Source organism: Pseudomonas sp. NPDC088322 (genome assembly GCF_044740745.1).
GTDB lineage: Bacteria > Pseudomonadota > Gammaproteobacteria > Pseudomonadales > Pseudomonadaceae > Aquipseudomonas > Aquipseudomonas shirazensis.
In genome coordinates, this window is sequence record NZ_JBIURK010000003.1 from 365251 (window position 1) to 385941 (window position 20691).

21 protein-coding genes and 1 pseudogene are annotated in these 20691 nt (G+C 65.3%); 19 read left to right on the top strand and 3 right to left on the bottom strand.

The genetic code is table 11. From position 1 onward, the window contains the following. Positions 1-8 precede the first annotated feature (8 nt). From ACIOAU_RS09225 to ACIOAU_RS09310, 18 genes are read left to right on the top strand one after another with little or no spacing between them, the layout of a single operon-like run. Positions 9-263, top strand: coding sequence for an acyl carrier protein (locus ACIOAU_RS09225; RefSeq protein ID WP_101315566.1), 255 nt, complete (start codon positions 9-11; stop codon positions 261-263). After that, a complete protein-coding gene (locus ACIOAU_RS09230) occupies positions 260-805 on the top strand; it encodes a hypothetical protein (protein WP_188035164.1) in 546 nt (181 codons plus the stop codon). Before ACIOAU_RS09225 ends, ACIOAU_RS09230 begins: the two co-directional genes overlap by 4 nt. Next, entirely contained in the window at positions 802-2481 is a 1680-nt protein-coding gene (locus ACIOAU_RS09235; RefSeq protein ID WP_401181485.1) for an AMP-binding protein, read from the top strand. Before ACIOAU_RS09230 ends, ACIOAU_RS09235 begins: the two co-directional genes overlap by 4 nt. Next, positions 2474-3208 (top strand): glycosyltransferase family 2 protein, encoded by a 735-nt coding sequence (locus tag ACIOAU_RS09240; RefSeq protein ID WP_181088373.1) that lies wholly within the window; start codon positions 2474-2476, stop codon positions 3206-3208. Before ACIOAU_RS09235 ends, ACIOAU_RS09240 begins: the two co-directional genes overlap by 8 nt. After that, positions 3205-4143: a glycosyl transferase gene (locus ACIOAU_RS09245; protein WP_312387336.1), complete on the top strand. Its 939-nt coding sequence runs from the start codon at positions 3205-3207 to the stop codon at positions 4141-4143. The genes ACIOAU_RS09240 and ACIOAU_RS09245 overlap by 4 nt, the downstream gene beginning before the upstream one ends. Further along, a complete protein-coding gene (gene hutH, locus ACIOAU_RS09250; protein WP_259074609.1) occupies positions 4130-5668 on the top strand; it encodes a histidine ammonia-lyase in 1539 nt (512 codons plus the stop codon). Before ACIOAU_RS09245 ends, hutH begins: the two co-directional genes overlap by 14 nt. Then, positions 5661-6086 carry an acyl-CoA thioesterase gene (locus ACIOAU_RS09255; protein ID WP_401181490.1) on the top strand — a complete coding sequence of 142 codons (426 nt, stop codon included), beginning with the start codon at positions 5661-5663 and terminating at the stop codon, positions 6084-6086. The genes hutH and ACIOAU_RS09255 overlap by 8 nt, the downstream gene beginning before the upstream one ends. Beyond that, entirely contained in the window at positions 6083-6682 is a 600-nt protein-coding gene (locus ACIOAU_RS09260; RefSeq protein ID WP_150570359.1) for an outer membrane lipoprotein carrier protein LolA, read from the top strand. Before ACIOAU_RS09255 ends, ACIOAU_RS09260 begins: the two co-directional genes overlap by 4 nt. Continuing rightward, positions 6633-8993: an MMPL family transporter gene (locus tag ACIOAU_RS09265; protein WP_401181494.1), complete on the top strand. Its 2361-nt coding sequence runs from the start codon at positions 6633-6635 to the stop codon at positions 8991-8993. The genes ACIOAU_RS09260 and ACIOAU_RS09265 overlap by 50 nt, the downstream gene beginning before the upstream one ends. After that, a complete protein-coding gene (locus ACIOAU_RS09270) occupies positions 8990-10147 on the top strand; it encodes a sodium:proton antiporter (protein WP_259074615.1) in 1158 nt (385 codons plus the stop codon). Before ACIOAU_RS09265 ends, ACIOAU_RS09270 begins: the two co-directional genes overlap by 4 nt. Then, positions 10134-11381, top strand: a complete 1248-nt coding sequence (locus tag ACIOAU_RS09275; RefSeq protein ID WP_401181496.1) for an NAD(P)/FAD-dependent oxidoreductase — start codon at positions 10134-10136, stop codon at positions 11379-11381. Before ACIOAU_RS09270 ends, ACIOAU_RS09275 begins: the two co-directional genes overlap by 14 nt. Then, entirely contained in the window at positions 11378-12109 is a 732-nt protein-coding gene (locus ACIOAU_RS09280; protein ID WP_150573360.1) for a class I SAM-dependent methyltransferase, read from the top strand. Before ACIOAU_RS09275 ends, ACIOAU_RS09280 begins: the two co-directional genes overlap by 4 nt. After that, the gene (locus ACIOAU_RS09285; RefSeq protein WP_103435707.1) at positions 12106-12591 is read left to right on the top strand and encodes a hypothetical protein; all 486 of its coding nucleotides are present in this window, start codon (positions 12106-12108) and stop codon (positions 12589-12591) included. The genes ACIOAU_RS09280 and ACIOAU_RS09285 overlap by 4 nt, the downstream gene beginning before the upstream one ends. Continuing rightward, a complete protein-coding gene (locus ACIOAU_RS09290; RefSeq protein WP_181088363.1) occupies positions 12588-13781 on the top strand; it encodes a beta-ketoacyl-[acyl-carrier-protein] synthase family protein in 1194 nt (397 codons plus the stop codon). The genes ACIOAU_RS09285 and ACIOAU_RS09290 overlap by 4 nt, the downstream gene beginning before the upstream one ends. After that, a complete protein-coding gene (locus tag ACIOAU_RS09295; RefSeq protein ID WP_150570366.1) occupies positions 13778-14248 on the top strand; it encodes a hotdog family protein in 471 nt (156 codons plus the stop codon). Before ACIOAU_RS09290 ends, ACIOAU_RS09295 begins: the two co-directional genes overlap by 4 nt. Further along, positions 14241-14969, top strand: coding sequence for a 3-oxoacyl-ACP reductase FabG (gene fabG / locus ACIOAU_RS09300; protein WP_401181502.1), 729 nt, complete (start codon positions 14241-14243; stop codon positions 14967-14969). Before ACIOAU_RS09295 ends, fabG begins: the two co-directional genes overlap by 8 nt. Next, positions 14969-16195, top strand: a complete 1227-nt coding sequence (locus ACIOAU_RS09305; RefSeq protein WP_101315535.1) for a beta-ketoacyl-ACP synthase — start codon at positions 14969-14971, stop codon at positions 16193-16195. Before fabG ends, ACIOAU_RS09305 begins: the two co-directional genes overlap by 1 nt. A gap of 26 nt (positions 16196-16221) precedes the next feature. Then, entirely contained in the window at positions 16222-16668 is a 447-nt protein-coding gene (locus ACIOAU_RS09310; RefSeq protein WP_101315533.1) for an excinuclease, read from the top strand. Between the two features lie 10 nt (positions 16669-16678). Here the strand turns inward: ACIOAU_RS09310 and ACIOAU_RS09315 are convergent, their stop codons facing one another. Continuing rightward, entirely contained in the window at positions 16679-17566 is an 888-nt protein-coding gene (locus tag ACIOAU_RS09315; protein ID WP_101315531.1) for a LysR family transcriptional regulator, read from the bottom strand. A 61-nt stretch (positions 17567-17627) separates the two neighbouring features. On the opposite strand from ACIOAU_RS09315, the pseudogene ACIOAU_RS09320 reads away from it, so the two are divergent. Then, a pseudogene (locus ACIOAU_RS09320) lies at positions 17628-18928 on the top strand (MFS transporter). A gap of 37 nt (positions 18929-18965) precedes the next feature. Here the strand turns inward: ACIOAU_RS09320 and ACIOAU_RS09325 are convergent. Both ACIOAU_RS09325 and hemE read right to left on the bottom strand, forming a co-directional pair. Beyond that, positions 18966-19313, bottom strand: a complete 348-nt coding sequence (locus ACIOAU_RS09325) for a YgiW/YdeI family stress tolerance OB fold protein (protein WP_101315527.1) — start codon at positions 19311-19313, stop codon at positions 18966-18968. A 310-nt stretch (positions 19314-19623) separates the two neighbouring features. Continuing rightward, positions 19624-20688: a uroporphyrinogen decarboxylase gene (gene hemE, locus ACIOAU_RS09330; protein WP_101315525.1), complete on the bottom strand. Its 1065-nt coding sequence runs from the start codon at positions 20686-20688 to the stop codon at positions 19624-19626. Positions 20689-20691 lie beyond the last annotated feature (3 nt).

Sequence of the window (20691 nt, forward strand, 5' to 3'; positions counted from 1 at the left end):
GAACTCACATGCAAACCCGCGAAGACATCTTCAATATTTTGCGCGATGCGCTGGTCGAGCTGTTCGAGCTGGAGCCAGAGCGCGTAACCCTGGACGCCAACCTGTATCAGGACCTGGAAATCGACAGCATCGATGCGATCGACCTGATCGACCACATCAAGCGCCAGACCGGCAAGAAAATCGCCGCCGAAGAGTTCAAGGCCGTGCGCACCGTCAATGATGTGGTCGAAGCGGTGTTCCGCCTGGTCAACCCGGCCGCATGAAACGCCTGATCGGCCTCGGTCTGGTCGTGGCTGGGGTGCTGTACCCGTTTGCCGTGCATTTCGGCCTGGCGCACTTTGCCCCGTGGCAGTTCGCCCTGCTGCTGGGTGGCCTGTGGCTGGCCCGCGCCTTGAGCGCGCCGCGCCGCCCCGCCAGCCTGTGCATGGCCGCGCTGGCGTTGGCCTTCTGCGCCCTGCTCGGGCTGAGCGACAGTGCCCAACTGCTGCGCTGGTACCCGGTGCTGATCAGCACCTTCATGCTCGGCCTGTTCGGCTCCAGCCTGCTCCACGGCATGCCCATGGCCGAGCGCCTGGCACGCCTGCAAGAGCCTGATTTGCCAGCGCGCGCGGTGGAGTACACCCGCCGGGTGACGCAGGTGTGGTGCCTGTTCTTTCTGCTTAACGGGCTGATCGCAGCGGGCCTGACCCTGTGGGCGCCACTGAGCTGGTGGACCCTGTACAACGGCCTGATCGCCTATATCGCGATGGGCCTGCTGTTCGCTGGCGAATGGCTGACAAGACAACGTGTGCGAGGACGCCCATGAACTGGATCAATCTTCACCACCTGCTGCGCCCGCTGGATGCGCCGCGCCAGGTGACCCAGGCGCCGGCGCTCGACCACGCCGAGCTGTGCACCCAAGCCTTGCGCCTCGCCGGTGGCCTGCAGCAGCGCGGCGTGCAGCGCCTGGCGGTGCACCTGGAAGACGCCGCCGAGCTGGCGATCGCCCTGCTCGGCGCCTGGCGCGCTGGCGTCACCGTGTTGCTGCCAGCCGATCTGCAAGCCGCCACGCGGGCGCGCTGGAGCGAGCAGGTCGACCTGTGGCTCAGCGACCAGGCCGGCGATCATTCATTGCTCAGCCTGCTCGGTGAGCCACTGCCGGCAGCCGACCTCGACCCGCACACCTGCTCGATCAGCCTGTGCACCTCCGGCTCCAGCGGCGAGCCCAAGCGCATCGACAAGCAGCTGAGCCAACTGGCCAATGAAGTCAGCGCGCTGCAGGCACTGTGGGGCGCCAGCCTGGGCGATGCCTGGATCATTGGCAGCGTCGCCACCCAGCACATCTATGGCCTGCTGTTCCGCGTGCTCTGGCCACTGTGCGCGGGGCGCGGCTTCGAGCGCCGCCAACTGCCGTTCCCCGAAGACCTGCAACGGGCCAGCCGTGAACATGCAGACTTCGCCTGGGTGGCCAGCCCGGCCCTGCTCAAACGTATGGGTGACAACCTCGACTGGCCAGCGCTGGGCCACGTGCGCCGGGTGTTCACCTCCGGCGGCGCCCTGCCCGCCGAAGCCGGCCAGCGCCTGCAGCAGTTGCTCGGCCAATGGCCGACCGAGATCTTCGGCAGCTCTGAAACCGGCGGTATCGCCTGGCGTCAGGGCGACACCCTGTGGCAGCCCTTTGCCGAGGTGCAACTGAGCCAGGACGCGCACGGCGCCCTGCGCATTGCCTCACCCTACCTGCCCGTCGGGCATGTCGAGCAAACGGCCGATGCGGTCCAGTTCAGCACCGACGGGCGCCTGCGCCTGCTCGGCCGGCTCGACCGGATCGTCAAGCTGGAAGAAAAACGTGTGTCGCTGCCCCTGCTCGAACAAGCGCTGTGCAGCCATGCCTGGGTCAGCGAAGCGCGGCTGGGCATGCTCGAACAGGGCCGCGCCTACCTCGGCGCCTTGCTGGTGTTGTCGGCCAGCGGCCTGCACGCCCTGCGCAATCAGGGCCGACGCGCGTTGATCGAAGGCCTGCGACGGCACTTGGCCGATCATTGCGAAGCGGTCGCCCTGCCGCGGCGCTGGCGACTGCTGCGCCAGCTGCCGTTGACCAGCCAGGGCAAGCTGCCCGAGGCCCAGGTGCAGGCGCTGCTGCAAGCCTCACGCAGCATGCAGCCAGAGCTGCTCGAACAGCGCCAGGAGCAGGACCAGCACCTGCTCACACTGCACGTGCCGCTGGACCTGGCCTGCTTCAGCGGGCACTTCCCGAAAACGCCGGTGCTGCCCGGTGTGGTGCAGGTCGACTGGGCGATTGCCCTGGCCAGCGAACTACTGCCGGGCCAGCGCCGCTTTGCCGGCATGGAAGTGCTCAAATTCCAGCAACTGGTGCGCCCCGGCGACGAAGTGCTGCTGAGCCTGCGCTGGGACAGCGAGCGCGGCAAACTCTACTTCGCCTACACCTGCGCCGGGCAGGCCTGCTCCAGCGGCCGCATTCTGATGGAGACGGTCGATGCATAAGCCTTGCGCAGTGATCCCGGTATACAACCACGAGCACGCGCTGCCAGCAGTAGTCAGCGACCTGCAGCGCGCCGGGCTGCCCTGCGTGCTGGTTGACGACGCCAGCAGCCCCGCATGCGCCTCAGTGCTGGCACAGCTGGCCACTCAAACGGACATCTATCTGGTCAGCCTGAGCGTCAACCAGGGCAAGGGCGGCGCGGTGATGGCCGGCCTGCGCGAAGCGGCGCGGCTGGGTTTCACTCATGCGCTGCAAGTAGACGCCGACGGCCAGCATGACCTGGGCGACATCGGCCGTTTTCTTGAGCTTTCGCAGAATGATCCACAGGCACTGGTGTGTGGTTATCCGCAATACGACGCCAGCGTGCCCAAGGGCCGTCTGTATGCGCGCTACCTGACCCATGTATGGGTGTGGATCAACAGCCTGTCGCTGCAGATTCCCGATTCCATGTGCGGTTTTCGCGTCTACCCGCTGCCTGCCACGCTGGCCCTGATCAACAGCGTCAAGCTTGGCCGGCGAATGGATTTCGATCCGGAGATCCTGGTGCGCCTGGCCTGGCGCAACCAGCCGATGCGCTGGCTGCCAACCCGCGTGCACTATCCGCAGGACGGCCTGTCGCACTTTCGCCTGGTGCACGACAACGCGCTGATCTCGACAATGCACGCCAAGCTGTTCTTCGGCATGCTGCTACGCGCACCGCTGATCGTCTGGCGCAGGTGGCGCGCATGACTACTCCTTCGCGGCACTGGGCACAGCATCAGGAGCGCGGCAGTTTCTGGCTGATGAAGCTGACCGCAACGCTGGTACGGCTGCTTGGCCGGCGCGTGCTGAGCCCGCTGATCCACGTCATCGTCGGCTACTTCTTCCTGTTCGGCCGCCGCGCCCGGCGCAGTGCCTGGCAATACCAGCAACGGCTCAGCGCATGCAACGGCGGACAGACACCGGCGCCGAGCCAGTGGCAGGTGTTCCGCCAGTTCATGGCGTTCGCCGACGCCCTGCTGGACAAGCTCGACGTATGGAACGGCCGCCTGCGCCTGGAAGACATCGAAATCGACGACCCAGCGCAACTGCGCACGCAATTGCGCGGCGAACGCGGGCAGATGCTGGTGGGCGCCCACTTGGGCAACCTTGAAGTGTGCCGGGCGCTGGCCGAACTGGGCGAGCAGGTGACCATGAACGTGCTGGTGCACACCCGCCACGCCGAGCGCTTCAACCGCCTGCTGGGCGAGGCCGGCGCGACCAATCTGCGCCTGATTCAGGTCAGCGAATTGGACCCGGCAGTGATGCTGCAGTTGTCCGAACGGCTCGAGCGCGGCGAATGGCTGGCGATTGCCGGTGATCGGGTACCGCTGCATGGCGCGCGCACCGTCGAGGTGGATTTCCTCGGCCACCGCGCCGCATTCCCGCAGGGGCCGTGGCTGCTGGCGGGGATCCTTGGCTGCCCGCTCAACCTGCTGTTCTGCCTCAAGCTGCAAGGCCGCTACCGAGTCACCCTCGAACCCTTTGCCGAGCGTGTGCAATGGCGCCGCGGCCAGCGCGACCAAGTGATTGCCGAATGGACCACGCGCTATGCGCAACGCCTGGCGCACTACTGCAGCCAAGCGCCGCTGCAGTGGTTCAACTTCTACCCTTTCTGGAAGACCGACGACGATGCATCCGCATGAGCCTGTAACTTTCGGTGAGTCGCACCTGGCCATCGAAGCTGTTGTAGCCCTGGCCGAACGCCGGGCCAGCGCCCACTTGCAGGACGACGCCGCCTACCGCGAACGCATCGCTCGTGGCGCGCGCTTTCTCGACACCCTGCTGAGCAAGGAAGGGGTGATCTACGGCGTCACTACCGGTTACGGCGATTCCTGCGTGGTGGCCGTGCCGCTGGAGCATGTCGAGGCGCTGCCGCAGCACCTGTACACCTTCCATGGCTGCGGCCTGGGCCGCCTGCTCGAAGCACCGGCGGTGCGCGCCGTGCTGGCGGCCCGCCTGCGCTCGCTGAGCCACGGCGTGTCGGGGGTGCGCCTGGAGTTGCTGGAGCGCCTGCGCGCGTTCCTCGAGCACGACATCCTGCCGTTGATCCCGGAAGAAGGTTCGGTCGGCGCCAGCGGCGACCTGACGCCGCTGTCGTACGTCGCCGCGACCCTGTCCGGCGAGCGCGAGGTCAGCTACCAGGGCCAGCGCCGCAGTAGTGCCGACGTGCACCGCGAGCTGGGCTGGCAGCCCTTGGTGCTGCGCCCCAAAGAGGCACTGGCATTGATGAACGGCACTGCGGTGATGACCGGCCTGGCTTGCCTGGCCTTCTCCCGCGCCGACTACCTGCTGCAACTGGCCACGCGCATCACCGCCCTCAACGTGATCGCCCTGCAGGGCAACCCGGAGCACTTCGACGAGCGCCTGTTCGCCGCCAAGCCGCACCCCGGCCAGACGCAAGTCGCCGCCTGGTTGCGCCAGGACCTGGCCATCGACGCCCCGCTGCCACCGCTGCACCGCCTGCAGGACCGTTACTCGCTGCGCTGCGCGCCGCATGTACTGGGCGTGCTGGCCGATAGCCTGGGCTGGCTGCGCGGTTTTATCGAAACCGAGCTGAACAGCGCCAACGACAACCCGATCATCGACGGCGACGCCGAGCGCGTACTGCATGGCGGGCACTTCTATGGCGGCCATATCGCCTTTGCCATGGACAGCCTGAAAACCCTGGTGGCGAACGTTGCCGACCTGCTCGACCGCCAGCTCGCGCTGCTGGTCGACACCCGCTACAACCACGGCCTGCCAAGCAACCTGTCGGGCGCCCCGGCCGAGCGGGCGATGATCAACCATGGCTTCAAGGCCGTGCAGATCGGCGCCAGCGCCTGGACCGCCGAAGCGCTCAAGCTGACCATGCCGGCCAGCGTGTTCTCGCGCTCCACCGAATGCCACAACCAGGACAAGGTGAGCATGGGCACCATCGCTGCGCGCGATGCCCTGCGCGTGCTGGAGCTGACCGAGCAGGTTGCCGCTGCGACCCTGCTGGCGGCGAACCAGGGCGTGTGGCTGCGTGCCCGCCAGGCAGAAAGCCATGCACTGCCGCCAGCACTGGCGCAGATGCACGAAGCCCTGCTCGTCGAGTTCGTCCCGGTGATCGAAGACCGCGCGCTGGAAGCCGACCTGCGCCACTGCCTGCTGCGCATCGGCCAACGTCACTGGAGGCTGCATGCGTAGTGCGGGAGTGATCCACGTCGACACTGAAGTGCAGGTGCCGTTTTTCGACGTCGACAGCATGCATGTGGTCTGGCACGGCCATTATGTCAAATATCTGGAAGTGGCCCGCTGCGCGCTGCTCGACCAACTCGGCCACAACTACGTGCAGATGCAGGCGAGCGGTTTTGCCTGGCCGGTGATCGACCTGCAGCTGCGTTATATCCGCGGCGCCACCTTCGGCCAGCGCTTGATCGTGCGCGCGAGCCTGGTCGAGTGGGAAAACCGCTTGAAGATTCATTACCTGATCAGCGACGCCGAAACCGGCGAGCGGATGACCCGCGCGAGCACGGTGCAGGTCGCGGTGCACATCGACAGCGGCGAAATGCAGCTGGCCTCGCCGCAGGTCATGCTCGACGCCGTACAGAGGGTTTTGCCATGAAGCGCCTGTGCACACTGCTCACCCTTGCCCTGAGCCTGCTCAGCCCGCTGGCGCAAGCATTCAGCCTTGATGACCTGCAGCGCCAGCTCAGCGCGCCGGCCGTGGTCAAAGGCCCGTTCATTCAGGAAAAGCACCTGCGCGCTCTACCCCAGCCGTTGCTGAGCAAGGGCCAGTTCGTGCTGGCCCGCGAGCATGGTTTGTTGTGGCTGTTGCAGACGCCGCTGCGCCAGGACTACCGGATCGACGCCAACGGCATTGCCCGGCGTGATCCGAGCGGCTGGCAGCGCCTGCCCAGCGCCAGTGCCGGCGCCGAGCAGAACCGGCTGTTCTTTGCCGTGCTGCAAGGCGACAGTGCCGGTCTCAAGCGCGACTTCGAACTGAGCCTGAGCGGTGACGCCACGCACTGGCAGCTGCAACTGACCCCGCGTTCGCTGCTGCTCAAACAGATCTTCACCCGCATCGACATCAGCGGCGGGCAGTTCGTCGAACAGATTCAGCTCAGTGAAACCCAGGGCGACAGCACGCTGCTGCGCATGACCGACAGCCATGGCGCTGCCGCCCTCAGCGACACGGAGCGCAGCGATTTTGTCGATTGAACGCTGGTTGCCGCGCGGCTTTCTCGCCCTGCTGCTGGTGATGCTGGCCATCGCCGGCTGGCAATGGCAGCGCGGCGCGCCGCTGTCAGCCGACCTGATGGCGCTGGTGCCGGGCGCCACCGAAGACGCCCTGGTCAAGCGCGCCGAATTGCGCGTGCAAGAGCCCCTGAACCGCGAGGTACTGGTGCTGGTTGGCCACGCCGAACGCCAGCAAGCGCTGGCCCTTGCCGAGCAACTGGCCGGCCAATGGCGAACCAGCGGACTGTTCGAGCGCGTGCAGTGGAGCCTGCAGACAGACCTCGGCGCGGTCCGCGAGCAGTTGCTCGCCGGCCGCGTGGCGATGCTCTCGGCAGCTGACCGCGCGCAGCTGCGCGAACGGCCTGCGGCATTCATCGAGCAGCGCGTGCAGAGCCTGTTCGACCCGTTTTCCGGGTTCAGCTTGGTGCCAGCCCAGGACGACTGGCTGGGCTTGACCGGGCGTATTCAGAACAGCCAGCCGAAACCCGTCAATATCGAACTGGACACGGCCAGTGGCGCCTTGATCGCGCAGGCCGATGGCCGCCAGTGGGTGCTGCTGCGGGCGCGCACCCTGGGTACTGCCTTCGATATGAAGCTACCGCTGCAGGTGGCCGAGCTGCTGGCTGACGCCCGCCGCCAGGCCGAACCGCATGGCGCCCAGTTGCTGGCCGCCAGTGGCCTGCTGTACGCGGCCGCCGGCCAGCAGCAGGCCAGCCGCGAAATCACCTGGGTCGGCGGTGGCGCGACGTTGAGCATTCTGTTGTTGCTGCTGCTGGCGTTTCGTCGCTGGCGGGCCCTGCTGGCGTTCGTGCCGGTGCTGACCGGCATGCTGTTCGGCTCGGTGGTGTGCGTGGCGCTGTTCGGCCACATGCACGTGATGACTCTGGTACTCGGTTCGAGCCTGATCGGCGTAGCGGTGGATTACCCGCTGCATTACTTGTCAAAGAGCTGGAGCCTCAAGCCATGGCGCAGTTGGCCGGCGGTACGCCTGACCCTGCCAGGGCTGAGCCTGAGCCTGGCGACCAGCTGCATCGGTTATCTGGCGCTGGCGTTCACGCCGTTTCCGGCCCTGACCCAGATTGCCGCGTTCTCGGCCGCCGGCTTGATCGGCGCCTACCTGTGCGCGGTGTGCCTGCTGCCGGCATTGCTGGGCCAGGTCGAGCTGAAGCCGGCGCAGTGGCCGCTACGCATCGCGCAAGCCCTCACCGACTGGCGCGAGCGGCTGTTGCGCAGAGTGCCCAGCGCAGTGCTGCTGGTGCTGGTGCTGCTGTTTTGCGGCGCTGGGCTGTGGCAGCTGGACACGCGCAACGACATCCGCCAATGGGTGGCGAGCCCACCGCAACTGCAAGAGCAAGCCCAGGCAGTCGCACGCATCACCGGCTACCAGCCAACCAGTCAGTTCTACCTGGTGCGCGGGGCTGATCAAGAGCAACTGTTCCAGCGCCTGCAGGCGCTGTCGGCCAAGCTCGACGAGCTGCATGACCTAGGCAAGCTCAAGGGTTATCTGAGCCTCTCGCAGATCGTCGCCAGCCCTGAGCAGCAGGCACAAACCCGGCAGGCGCTGGCCCACCTGAGCGACTATTGGCAGCCGCTGGTTGAACTCGGTGTGCCGCAAGCCGGCCTGCAAACCCAGCTGCAACAGCTGCAAACGTTGCCGCCCCTGAGCGTCGAAGACGCCCTCGCCGGTCCGCTTGCTGAAGCCTGGCGACCGCTCTGGCTTGGCCAGGACGCTACCGGCGTCGCCGCCATCGTCAGTCTGCAAGGCCTGAGCGATGCCAGCCTGCTGCGCTTGCAGACCGACGGCCTGGATGGCGTGCAACTGGTCGACCGGCTCGGCGAACTCAATCAACTGTTCGCCGCCACCCAGATCAGCGCCGCCGAGCTCAAGCTGCTGTCCTGCGCACTGATCCTGGTGCTGCTGGCAGTCCCGTTCGGCCTGCGCGGTTCGCTGCGCATTGTCGCCCTGCCGCTGCTGGCAGCGTTATGCAGCCTGGCCAGCCTCGGTTGGCTGGGGCAGCCGCTGACACTGTTCAGCCTGTTTGGCCTGCTGCTGGTCACGGCCATCAGCGTCGACTACGCCATCCTCATGCACGAGCGTATCGGCGGGGCTGCGGTGAGCTTGCTCGGCACCTTGCTGGCGGCTCTGACCACCTGGCTGTCGTTCGGCCTGCTGGCGCTGTCGCAGACGCCTGCGGTGAGCAACTTCGGCATGGCCGTCAGCCTCGGGTTGATCTTCAGTTTCCTGCTGGCGCCGTGGGCAGCGGCACGCGAGACGCCGGCGGTGCAGCCATGAGCATCGTCCTGTTCTGGCTCATGGCCCTGGCCCTGTTTGCCGTGGCCAGCGCATTCGGCAAACGCCTGGGGCTTATCCCTATCGTCAGCCAGCTGCTGTTGGCCGCGCTGGTGCTGCCGCTGCTGATGCTGTTGTGGGTACAACCGCACTGGCAGCTTGACGGCGCCCAGCTGATCGCCCCGAGCTGGCTGAAGACCCTCTACGGCTGCAGCTTTGCCCTGTTGCTGGGACACATTCTTGCTGACGTCGCGCAGCTGCGCCTCGACCCGCAAGCATTGAAGATCGCCCTGCCCAGCTTCGCCGTGCCGTTTGCCTGCGGCCTGGCCTGCGCGCTGTGGCTGCTTGAACTGAGCGGGGTCAGCGCCCTGGCCATGGGCCTGGTGTTCGCCATCACCGCAATCCCAGTGCTGTACCTGTACCTGCGCGCCATCGACTACCCGCCAGCCGCCAGCCAGCGCCTGCTGCAGGCCGCGATCGTCATCGACCTGGCCTGCTGGCTGTTGCTCGGCATGGGCCAGGGCAGCCTGCAGCCGAGCAGCCTGGCCGTGCCGGCGCTGGCGGCGCTGACGCCGGTAGTGCTGCGAGGGCTGGGCCTGCGCGCGCCCCGTCTATACGGCCTGGTGTTCCTGCTACTGCTGGTTGCCGCCGAGCACTACCGGCTCAACGCGCTGATCTTCGGCGTTGGCTACCTGGCCTGCTTGCGCGTGCTTGGCCTGCAGCTACGCCTGCCGCTGCCAGACGCCAGCAACCGCCGCCTGCAACAAGGCCTGGCCGTGCCGCTGATCCTCACCTACGGCGTGGTCCAGATCGACCTGCAGCATGCCTTCGCAGGCTTCGACGCCAGCCAGCTGCTGGCGCTGCTGGTGCTGCCGATCCTGAGCAAGCTGCTCGGTAACTGGCTCGGTTTGAGCTGGGCGACCGCCTCGTTCGCCGGCGCCAGCAAGTGGCGCGAGAGCCTGCTGCTGAACATCCGCGGTCTCAGCGAAATCGTTTTTCTCAATCTGTTGCTGACCCAGCAGCTGATCAGCCCGGCGTTGTACTTCGCGCTGATGCTGATGAGCCTGATCGCTACCCTCATGCCTGCCTTCGCCGGCCTGCATCGCATCCCGCAGACTTCCCTCACACCGCCAAGGAGGCCACATGCCGAACTGTGAACTGCAACACCACCAGGTCGTGGTCATTGGCGCTGGCCCCTCGGGCGCCATCGCTGCCGCGTTGCTCAAGCGCCGTGGCCACGACGTGCTGATCATCGAGCGCCAGCGCTTCCCGCGCTTCTCCATTGGCGAAAGCCTGCTGTCGCACTGCATCGACTTTGTCGAAGAAGCCGGCATGCTCGAAGCGCTCGAAGCGGCGGGTTTCCAGTACAAGGACGGCGCCGCCTTTGCCTGGGGTGATGAGTACAGTGCGTTTGATTTCGGCGAAACCTTCAGCCAGGGCCGGCCGAGCACCTTCCAGGTCCAACGGGCGCGGTTCGACAAGCTGCTGGCCGACCAGGCCGAGGCCCAGGGCGTGGAAATCCGCTACGAGCACGAGATCATCAGCGTCGACATGAGCGCTGCGCAGCCACGCCTGCGCGCACGCCGGCCAGACGCCAGCGAATACGAAGTGCAGGCCGACTTCGTCCTCGATGCCAGCGGCTATGGCCGCGTGTTGCCGCGCCTGCTCGACCTGGAAGCACCGTCGAATTTCCCGGTGCGCCAGGCAGTATTCACCCACATCGAAGACCGCATCGATCTGCCCGGCTTCGACCGCAACAAGATCCTTATCACCACCCACCCGGAATACCGCGACATCTGGTTCTGGACCATCCCGTTCAGCGACGGTCGCGCGTCGCTGGGTGTCGTCGCGGCCGCCGAGCGCTTTGCTGCAGCGCCGACCGACCTGGACGCCTGCCTGCAACATTTCGTGGCGCAGACGCCAAGCCTGGCCAAGGTCTTGGCCAACGCCGTGTGGGACACCCCGGCGCGGACCATCGGCGGCTACTCGGCCAATGTCAAAACCCTGCATGGCAACGGCTTTGCCCTGCTCGGCAACGCCGCAGAGTTTCTCGACCCGGTATTTTCGTCCGGAGTCACCATTGCCATGCGCTCGGCCAGCATGGCTGCCGCCCTGCTCGACCGCCAGTTGCGCGGCGAAGCGGTCGACTGGCAGCGGGAGTTTGCCGAGCCGCTCAAACGTGGGGTGGATACCTTCCGCGCCTATGTCGAGGGTTGGTATGACGGCAGCTTTCAGGACGTGATCTATCACCCCGGCAGCTCGCCGCAGATTCGCGCCATGATCAGCTCGATTCTGGCTGGCTACGCCTGGGATGAGCGCAACCCGTTCGTGGCTGAACCACGGCGCCGGCTGGCGACGCTGGCGGCGCTTTGCGCGAGGGGCCAGGCATGAGTCAGCCCCCGTTCCTCAGCGCCAGCTATGTCGAAGAAACTCGCTTTGGTTTCTGGTTCCTGCGCAGCCACACCTGGCAGCATCACGTACTACGGGTGGCGATCGACGACCTGCGCCAGTTGTTCGACAGCCCGCTGCCAGCGGCGCCGGTGCTGCTCGATGCCGGCTGCGGACAGGGCAAATCGTTCAAGCATCTGCAGCGAGTGTTTGCGCCCGGCCGATTGATCGGTATCGATGCCGACCCGCACAGCCTGCAACTAAGCGGCGCCGAAGCTACGCGCCAGGGCCTTACGGTCGAGCTGCTGGGCAGCGACTGCGCCCAACTGCAACTGGCAGACGCCAGCGTCGATATCGTCTTCTGCCATCAGACCTTCCACCATCTGGTGGAACAGGACCAGGCCCTCGCCGAGTTCTGGCGGGTGCTTAAGCCTGGTGGTTATCTGCTGTTCGCCGAATCCACCGAAGCCTATATCGACACCTGGGTGATCCGCTGGCTGTTCCGCCACCCAATGCATGTACAGAAGAGTGCCGAGGGTTATCTGCAGATGCTGCGCGAACAGGGCTTTGCCTTCACGGCGCGCAATGTCTCCTACCCGTACCTGTGGTGGAGCCGCGCCAAGGACTTCGGCCTGCTCGAACGGCTGCGCCTGCGCAAGCCGCCCGCGCCAGGCCAGCGCGAAGAAACCCTGGTCAATGTGGTCGCCCGCAAGCCGCTGGTGCAGCCATGAGGGCGCTGCTGCTGGCGACGCTGTGCCTGGTGCTGGCCGCCTGCAGCAGCCGCGCGCCGCTGCCCGCGCAGATGCCGCAGTTGCAGTTGCCCCAGCAGTTGCACGTGCAGCGCGAGCAGGCCGGCGAGCGCCAGGACTGGATGCTCGTGGTGCAGGCCGAGAACGGCCAACTGCGCTGGTCGCTACTCGATCTGCTGGGTATCCCCCAGGCACGCCAGTTGTTCGATGGTCAACACTGGCAGGCCGACGGCCTGTTGCCACCCAATCCGCCGGCACGCGAGCTGTTTGCCGCGCTGCTGTTTGCTCTGACCCCCTCCGAGCAACTGGCGCAGCTCTACCCGGATGCCCGCGAACAAGGCCAGCAGCGCTGGTTGGGCGAGCGTTGGCAGGTCAGCTATCGGCAGCCGGGCGCTTTTGACTTGAAACTGGCCCACGGCCTGCGTTATCTAGTCGACCCCCTACCCAGCGAGCGCCTGCCATGACCGCCTACCTGAATGCGCTGGGCCTGACCTGCGCCCTCGGCCGTGGCCAGGCTGAGGTCGCCGCACGCCTGTTTGCCGGTGACTGTTCGGGCATGCAGGCCCAACCTGGGTGGATCCCGGAGCGCTGTCCGACCGTCGGCGCGGTGCAAGCTGAGCTGCCGGCGGTGCCGCTGCCAACGCAGCACAGCCGCAACAATCAATTGCTCTACAGCGCCGCTATGCAGATCGAGCCGGCAATCCGCCAGGCTATCGCCCGGTTCGGCGCGCAGCGTATCGCGGTGGTGCTCGGCACCAGCACCTCGGGGATTGCCGAGGGCAGCGCAGCCATCGCCCAGCAGCGCCAGAGCGGGCAGTTTCCGCCGGACTATCGCTACGACCAGCAAGCCCTCAGCGCGCCGGCAGAGTTCCTTGCCGACTGGCTGCAACTGAGCGGCCCGGCCTATGTGATTTCCACCGCCTGCACCTCCAGCGGGCGGGCCTTGCTCAGCGCCCGGCGCCTGCTCGAGCTGGGCGTCTGCGATGCGGTGCTGTGCGGCGGCGTCGACAGCCTTTGTGGCCTGACCCTGAACGGCTTCAACTCCCTTGAGGCGATCAGCCAGGCACGCTGCAATCCGTTCTCGCAGAACCGTGACGGGATCAATATCGGCGAAGCGGCTGCGCTGTTTCTGATGACCGCAGAGCGTAATACCGATGGTCCTTCACTGGCCCTGCTCGGCGCTGGCGCCAGCAGCGATGCCTACCATATTTCAGCGCCTGACCCGAGCGGCGCCGGCGCGCGGCAAACCATGGCCCTGGCCTTGAACAACGCCGGCCTTGCGCCCGAACAGATCGACTACCTGAACCTGCACGGCACCGCCACCGAGCACAACGACGCCATGGAAAGCCTGGCGGTGCACGGCCTGTTCGGCGCGCAGCTGGCCTGCTCGTCGACCAAACCGATGACCGGCCACACCCTAGGCGCCGCCGGCGCGCTGGAAGCCGCCTTCTGCTGGCTGAGCCTGAGTGAGCACAACCCGCACGGCCAGTTGCCACCGCATGTCTGGGACGGCCAGGCCGACCCGCGCCTGCCTGCCCTGAACCTGGTCGACGGCACGCAGCGGATGCATGCGGCGCGGCCACGCCGGATAATGAGCAACTCGTTCGCCTTCGGCGGCAACAATGTCAGCCTGATTGTTGGAGACACCCCATGATTGCCTGGCCTCTGGCCGAACTGCTGCCGCATGCCGGCGACATGATCCTGATCGATCAGGTCGACAGCTGCGACGACGAGCAGATCCACACCCGCAGCACAGTGCGCCCTGGCGGCCTGTTCAACCGCGCCGACGGCAGCCTGCCGGCCTGGCTCGGCCTGGAGCTGATGGCGCAGAGCGTTGCCGCCTATGCCGGTTGCCGCGCCCGTCGCGATGGCCGGCCGGTGGAGCTGGGGTTTCTCCTCGGCACGCGCAACTACCAATGTGATGTCGAACACTTCCCTGCCGGCGCCGAGTTGCACATCCACGCCCTGCGCTCGCTGGAAGACGACAACGGCATGGGTGTGTTCGAGTGTCACCTGCGCGGTCCGGGGCTGCATGCCAGCGCCCGCCTGAATGTCTATCGCCCGCCACAGGTCGCTGGTTACCTGACCGAAGCGGCCCCTGAGGAACCTTGCCATGACTGATACCATCCTGGTCACCGGGTCGAGCCGCGGCATCGGCCGAGCGATCGCCCTGCGCCTGGCGCGTGCCGGTTATGACCTGGTGCTGCATTGCCGCAGTGGCCGTGCCGAAGCCGATGGCGTTGCCGGCGAAATCCACGCCATGGGTCAACAGGCCCGGGTGCTGCAGTTCGACGTAGCCGACCGCGAAGCCTGCCGGGCCATCCTCGAACAGGATGTGGAGACCAACGGCGCCTACTATGGCGTGGTCTGCAACGCCGGCCTGACCCGCGATGGCGCCTTCCCGGCGCTGACCGACGCTGACTGGGACCAGGTCCTGCGGACCAACCTGGACGGTTTCTACAACGTTCTGCATCCGCTGAGCATGCCCATGATCCGCCGTCGCAAACCGGGCCGGATCGTCTGCATCACCTCGGTTTCGGGGTTGATCGGCAACCGCGGCCAGGTCAATTACAGTGCCTCCAAGGCCGGCGTGATCGGCGCGGCCAAGGCGCTGGCGATCGAGCTGGGCAAACGTCAGATCACCGTCAACTGCGTCGCCCCAGGGCTGATCGACACCGCCATGCTCGATGAGCACGTGCCGGTCGACGAGCTGATGAAGATGATTCCTGCCGGACGCATGGGCACGCCCGAGGAAGTCGCCGGCGTGGTCAATTTCCTGATGTCGGCGGAAGCCGCCTACATCACCCGCCAGGTGCTGGCGGTCAACGGAGGGTTGTGCTGATGCGTCGCGTAGTCGTCACCGGCATGGCCGGCATCACCTCCCTGGGCAGCGACTGGGCGACCATCGCCGGCCACTTCGCCAACCAGCGCAGCGGTATCCGGCGCATGGCTGAATGGGATCGCTTCAGCGAGTTGAACACGCGTCTTGCTGGCCCGATCGACGATTTCAAGGTGCCCGGCCACTGGACCCGCAAGCAGTTGCGCAGTATGGGCCGGGTATCGCGCCTGGCCGTGGCTGCGGCCGAGCAGGCGCTGGCCGATGCCGGCCTGCTCGATGATCCAATCATCCGCGACGGCCGCATGGGCGTGGCCTGCGGCTCGTCGACCGGCAGCACCGACGAGATCAAGGCATTCGGCAACATGCTGCTCAACTCGGTAGCCGATGGCCTCAACGCCAACTCCTACGTGCGTATGATGCCGCACACCACTGCTGCCAATATCAGCATCTTTTTCGGCCTGACCGGGCGCCTGATCCCCACCTCCAGCGCCTGCACCAGCGGCAGCCAGGGCATTGGTTATGCCTATGAAGCGATCAAGTTCGGGCGCTTGCCGATGATGCTCGCCGGCGGCGCCGAAGAGCTCTGTCCGACCGAGGCGATGGTGTTCGATGCGCTGTACGCCACCAGCCTGAAAAACGACACCCCGCAGCTGAGCCCACGTCCTTACGACAATGGTCGCGACGGCCTGGTGATCGGCGAAGGCGGCGGCATGCTGGTGCTCGAAGAGCTCGAGCACGCCCTGGCCCGCGGTGCGCGCATCCACGCCGAGATCGTCGGCTTTGGTAGCAATGCCGATGGCCAGCACACCACCCGCCCCGAGCAGAGCACGATGCGCCGGGCCATGGAGCTGGCCCTGGAGGACGCTGCTCTGGCGCCAGAGGCCATCGGCTACGTCAACGGCCACGGTACCGCTACCGAACAGGGCGACATTGCCGAAACACTGGCCACCAGCAGCCTGTTTGGCCCGCACATGCCGATCAGTTCGCAGAAGAGTTTTCTCGGCCACACCCTCGGCGCCTGCGGCGCGCTGGAGTCGTGGTTCAGCATCGAGATGATGAACAGCGACCTGTATGCGCACACCCTCAACCTGGATGAAATCGATCCCCGCTGCGGCGAGCTGGACTACCTGCGCGGCGAGTTTCGCAGGATGAGCAACCAGCATGTGATGAACAACAACTTCGCTTTCGGCGGCGTCAACACTTCGTTGATATTCCGCCGCTGGCCCTGAACACACCCCGATCGAGGAACGATCCGATGCGCCTGAAGACCTGGACTGCCACCACCGCCCTGCTGCTCTGCGCCCTGCCCGGCATCAGCCAGGCACGCGATACCGCGCTGTACCTGCCCTTCGACAAGGTCGTCCAGCAAATGCTCGCCGAAAAGAAACTCGACGGTTCGGTGAAGTTCTATTTGGCCGGTGTACAGCCGCGCGGCAAGGTCAGCGTGATCCAGCCCGGCGCGGTCACCAACAAGAAGACCAATGCCTTCAACAAGACCGACCAGGGTGCCTGTGAGTGGGCCTTGCAGTCGGCCCTGCTGACCCTGCAGGACGCTGCGCGCCGGGCCAATGCCAACGCAGTGACCAACATCGCCAGCTACTACAAGAAGAACGAGCGCAAAGATGCCAGCACCTACGAGTGCCACGCCGGCGCCGTGATCGCAGGCGTCGCACTGAAAGGCGACCTGGCTCGCGTCGACTAAACCGCCGCCATCAGGCGTTGCCGATCAGCAGGTCGGCAAACGCCTTGGCCATCACCGAGCTGCCAGCCTGGCGCTGGACCAGCCACACGGCAGTATCCGCCCCTTCATCCAGCACCGTTCGATAGACCACGCCATCGATGCGCATGCGCTGGTACGAGGCTGGCAGCACCGAGACGCCGAGACCTGCCGAAACCAGGCCGATAATCGTCATCGCCTCGCCAACCTCCTGGGCAAAATGCGGGCTGAAGCCTGCCTGGCGGGCCAGCGCCAGCAACTGTGCATGCAAACCACTGCCGTAACTGCGCGGGAAGAACACGAACGGTTCACGGGCCAGATCAGCCATGTGTAACCCTTGTTCACTGGCGGCAACCAAGGGGTGCGAAGCATTCAGCACTGCCACCAGCGGCTCACGGAACAGCTCGGTGACCTGCAGGCCGTCGGGCAACGGCATCGGCCGCATCAGGCCAACTTCGATCGATTCATCGAACACCGCCGCCGCAACATCCCGGCTGCTCATCTCCTTCAAACTCAGGTGCACCGCCGGGTAGCGCTGACGGAACGCATGGATCGCCTTGGGGATCTTCGAGGTGAAGGGCGCTGAAGAAGTGAAGCCGATCTTCATCTCGCCGAGCTCACCCAACTGCGCACGGCGGGCGACGTCGGCAGCTTTATCAACCTGTGCCAGCACCTGCCGCGCCTCCTCGAGGAACAAGCGCCCGGCCTCGCTCAGCTCGACCCGACGATTGGTGCGCTCGAACAAACGCGCCCCCAACTCATGCTCCAGCGCCTGAATCTGCTGGCTCAGCGGCGGCTGGGAGATGCCTAGCTGCTGTGCAGCCCGGCCGAAGTGCAGCTCCTCGGCCACGGCAATGAAGTAACGCAGATGACGCAATTCCATAGCTGCTCCGAACGAGTCGTTAAACGTCTTAAACAGGTCGAACAATATATTGGATCTAATCATTAGCCAGCTATATGATTTTTCCAATTGGCAACATCGGCCAGCGCTTTTGAGGGACCCGTCGTGAAAACTGCTGCAATGCCCCACGTGATCGAAGCCGCCCCGCTGCCGGATATCTGGATCGAAAAAGGCAGCCCGGCGTTCATGAAAACAGTGCTGGCGCTATTCAGCGGCGGCTTTGCCACCTTTGCCCTGCTCTACTGCGTACAGCCGATGATGCCGCTGCTGTCGCAGGAGTTTGCCATCAACGCTGCGCAGAGCAGTCTGGTGCTGTCGGTAGCCACCGCCATGCTTGCCATCGGCCTGCTGATTACCGGGCCGATCTCCGACCGCATCGGCCGCAAGCCGGTGATGGTATTCGCCTTGGTCTGCGCCGCCCTGTCGACCCTGGCCAGCGCGGTGATGCCAAGTTGGGAGCTGGTGCTGGCGACCCGCGCGCTGGTCGGCCTGTCGCTGAGCGGGCTGGCGGCGGTGGCGATGACCTACCTGAGCGAAGAGATCCACCCACAGCACATTGGCCTGGCGATGGGCTTGTACATCGGCGGCAACGCCATTGGCGGCATGTGCGGGCGGCTGATCAGTGGCGTGCTGATCGACTTCGTCAGCTGGCACACAGCGATGCTGTGCATCGGCGGCCTGGCGCTGGTGGCAGCAGTGGTGTTCTGGAAGGTACTGCCCGAGTCGCGCAACTTCCGCCCGCAGACGCTGAACCCTCGCAGCCTGCTCAACGGCTTTGTCATGCACTTTCGCGACGCCGGCCTACCCTGGCTGTTCCTCGAAGCATTTTTGCTGATGGGTGCATTCGTTACCCTGTTCAACTACATCGGCTACCGCTTGTTGGCCGAGCCTTATCACATGAACCAGGCACTGGTCGGGCTGCTGTCGATTGTCTACCTGTCGGGCATCTACAGCTCCGCCCAGGTCGGCGCCCTGGCCGACCGGCTGGGCCGGCGCAAGGTGTTCTGGGCAAGCATCGTGGTGATGGCCGGCGGCATGCTGATGACCCTGGCCAGCCCGCTGGCGATGATCATCATCGGCATGCTGGTGTTCACCTTCGGCTTCTTCGGCGCGCACTCGGTGGCCAGCAGCTGGATCGGCCGGCGCGCCTTGAAAGCCAAGGGCCAGGCGTCCTCGCTGTATCTGTTCAGTTACTACGCAGGGTCGAGTGTGGCGGGTACCGCGGGCGGGGTGTTCTGGCACATGGCCGGTTGGAACGGCATCGGCCTGTTCATCGGTAGCCTGCTGGCCGTGGCCTTGCTGGTGGCGCTGCACCTGAGCCGGCTAGCACCAAAAACCGCGTGAAGCCAAAGGCTGCACGCGGTCGCTTTGAAGTCATCGATCAGTTGATGATTTCGACCAGGTCGACATCCACTTCACGGCTCATCAGGTTTTTTTCCACTTCACCGGTCAGCTTGACCTTGGTCTTGTCGTTGAAGCCAGCTGCAGGCATGTCTTCATCGTCGATTTCAACCTTGATGGTGCCGGTGTTGTCCTTGAACTCGAACTTGTCGTCGTTATCCAGCTTCTTGGTAACGAAGCCCTGCAGGACCACACGAGTGTCGTCAGCCGCATCGTTGGCAGCGGCCACGGTGGTAACCGGCTGCGCGCCTGGGCCGGTGTAGGTGGTGGCCAGAGCAGCAGTGCTGAACAGTGGGGCAAGGATCAGAGCGAGGTAGCGAGCTTTCATGGTGATCAAGTCCTGTATCGGTTGAGATGGGACCAGATTAACGATGATCGCTGAATTTAAGCTTAACGCAATATAAACCCGGCACATGGCCTAATGGTGTTCACTTAAGCTCTACATCGCCTGCATGGGGGCCGCTTTGCGGCCCATCGCGACACAAGGCCGCTCCCACGCCGATCGCGTAAGGCGCTATTTAACGGGCAAGCGCGGGCATTGTGGGAGCGGCCTGGTGTCGCGATGGGCTGCGCAGCAGCCCCGGCATTCTTAGGTAAACAGCGTCAGGCACATGGCCGGGTTTTTATTCAGCGACTGATCACTGATGGTATTGCGCCGACAGGTCATGCACGGCGTTGATGAACGCACCCGCATGTTCCGGATCAACCTCAGGCGTGATGCCATGGCCAAGGTTGAACACGTGGCCAGTGCCTTTGCCATAGCTTGCCAGGATGCGCCCGACCTCCTGACGAATCGCCGCAGGCTTGGCGTACAGCACGGTCGGGTCCATGTTGCCCTGCAGGGCAACCTTGTCGCCGACACGGCGGCGGGCATCGCCGATCTCGCAGGTCCAGTCCAGACCCAGTGCATCAGCGCCACAATCAGCAATGCTCTCCAGCCACATGCCACCATTCTTGGTAAACACAATGACCGGCACCTTGCGCCCATCATGCTCACGGATCAGCCCGCTGATGATCTTGCGCATGTAAGCCAGTGAGAACTCCTGATACGCCGCCGCCGACAGGTTGCCACCCCAGGTATCGAAGATCTGCACCGCCTGCGCACCAGCCTGAATCTGCCCGTTGAGGTAGCTGGTAACCGACTGAGCCAGCTTGTCCAACAGCAGGTGCATCGCCTGCGGATTGTCATAGAGCATGGCCTTGCTCTTGCGGAAGTCTTTCGACGAGCCGCCTTCGACCATGTAGGTGGCCAACGTCCACGGGCTACCGGAGAAACCGATCAACGGCACGCGCCCATTGAGCTCACGGCGGATGGTGCTGACCGCATCCATCACATAGCCAAGGTCCTTGTGCGGATCAGGGATCGGCAGCGCCTCGATATCGGCGAGGGTGCTGACCACCTTCTTGAAACGCGGGCCTTCGCCGGTCTCGAAGTACAGGCCCTGGCCCATGGCATCAGGGATGGTGAGGATGTCCGAGAACAGGATCGCCGCGTCCAGTGGGTAACGATCGAGCGGCTGCATGGTCACCTCGCAGGCGAACTGCGGGTTCTTGCACAGGCTCATGAAGTCGCCGGCCTGAGCACGGCTGGCGCGGTACTCCGGCAGGTAACGGCCGGCCTGGCGCATCATCCAGACGGGCGTGACGTCTACGGGTTGCTTGAGCAGTGCACGCAGGAAACGGTCGTTCTTCAGGGCAGTCATGTC

Bases quoted from the DNA above. Each gene is read 5' to 3' on its own strand.
- ACIOAU_RS09225 (WP_101315566.1), top strand. From the start codon at position 9: ATGCAAACCCGCGAAGACATCTTCAATATTTTGCGCGATGCGCTGGTC.
- ACIOAU_RS09230 (WP_188035164.1), top strand. From the start codon at position 260: ATGAAACGCCTGATCGGCCTCGGTCTGGTCGTGGCTGGGGTGCTGTAC.
- ACIOAU_RS09235 (WP_401181485.1), top strand. From the start codon at position 802: ATGAACTGGATCAATCTTCACCACCTGCTGCGCCCGCTGGATGCGCCG.
- ACIOAU_RS09240 (WP_181088373.1), top strand. From the start codon at position 2,474: ATGCATAAGCCTTGCGCAGTGATCCCGGTATACAACCACGAGCACGCG.
- ACIOAU_RS09245 (WP_312387336.1), top strand. From the start codon at position 3,205: ATGACTACTCCTTCGCGGCACTGGGCACAGCATCAGGAGCGCGGCAGT.
- hutH (WP_259074609.1), top strand. From the start codon at position 4,130: ATGCATCCGCATGAGCCTGTAACTTTCGGTGAGTCGCACCTGGCCATC.
- ACIOAU_RS09255 (WP_401181490.1), top strand. From the start codon at position 5,661: ATGCGTAGTGCGGGAGTGATCCACGTCGACACTGAAGTGCAGGTGCCG.
- ACIOAU_RS09260 (WP_150570359.1), top strand. From the start codon at position 6,083: ATGAAGCGCCTGTGCACACTGCTCACCCTTGCCCTGAGCCTGCTCAGC.
- ACIOAU_RS09265 (WP_401181494.1), top strand. From the start codon at position 6,633: ATGGCGCTGCCGCCCTCAGCGACACGGAGCGCAGCGATTTTGTCGATT.
- ACIOAU_RS09270 (WP_259074615.1), top strand. From the start codon at position 8,990: ATGAGCATCGTCCTGTTCTGGCTCATGGCCCTGGCCCTGTTTGCCGTG.
- ACIOAU_RS09275 (WP_401181496.1), top strand. From the start codon at position 10,134: ATGCCGAACTGTGAACTGCAACACCACCAGGTCGTGGTCATTGGCGCT.
- ACIOAU_RS09280 (WP_150573360.1), top strand. From the start codon at position 11,378: ATGAGTCAGCCCCCGTTCCTCAGCGCCAGCTATGTCGAAGAAACTCGC.
- ACIOAU_RS09285 (WP_103435707.1), top strand. From the start codon at position 12,106: ATGAGGGCGCTGCTGCTGGCGACGCTGTGCCTGGTGCTGGCCGCCTGC.
- ACIOAU_RS09290 (WP_181088363.1), top strand. From the start codon at position 12,588: ATGACCGCCTACCTGAATGCGCTGGGCCTGACCTGCGCCCTCGGCCGT.
- ACIOAU_RS09295 (WP_150570366.1), top strand. From the start codon at position 13,778: ATGATTGCCTGGCCTCTGGCCGAACTGCTGCCGCATGCCGGCGACATG.
- fabG (WP_401181502.1), top strand. From the start codon at position 14,241: ATGACTGATACCATCCTGGTCACCGGGTCGAGCCGCGGCATCGGCCGA.
- ACIOAU_RS09305 (WP_101315535.1), top strand. From the start codon at position 14,969: ATGCGTCGCGTAGTCGTCACCGGCATGGCCGGCATCACCTCCCTGGGC.
- ACIOAU_RS09310 (WP_101315533.1), top strand. From the start codon at position 16,222: ATGCGCCTGAAGACCTGGACTGCCACCACCGCCCTGCTGCTCTGCGCC.
- ACIOAU_RS09315 (WP_101315531.1), bottom strand. From the start codon at position 17,566: ATGGAATTGCGTCATCTGCGTTACTTCATTGCCGTGGCCGAGGAGCTG.
- ACIOAU_RS09325 (WP_101315527.1), bottom strand. From the start codon at position 19,313: ATGAAAGCTCGCTACCTCGCTCTGATCCTTGCCCCACTGTTCAGCACT.
- hemE (WP_101315525.1), bottom strand. From the start codon at position 20,688: ATGACTGCCCTGAAGAACGACCGTTTCCTGCGTGCACTGCTCAAGCAA.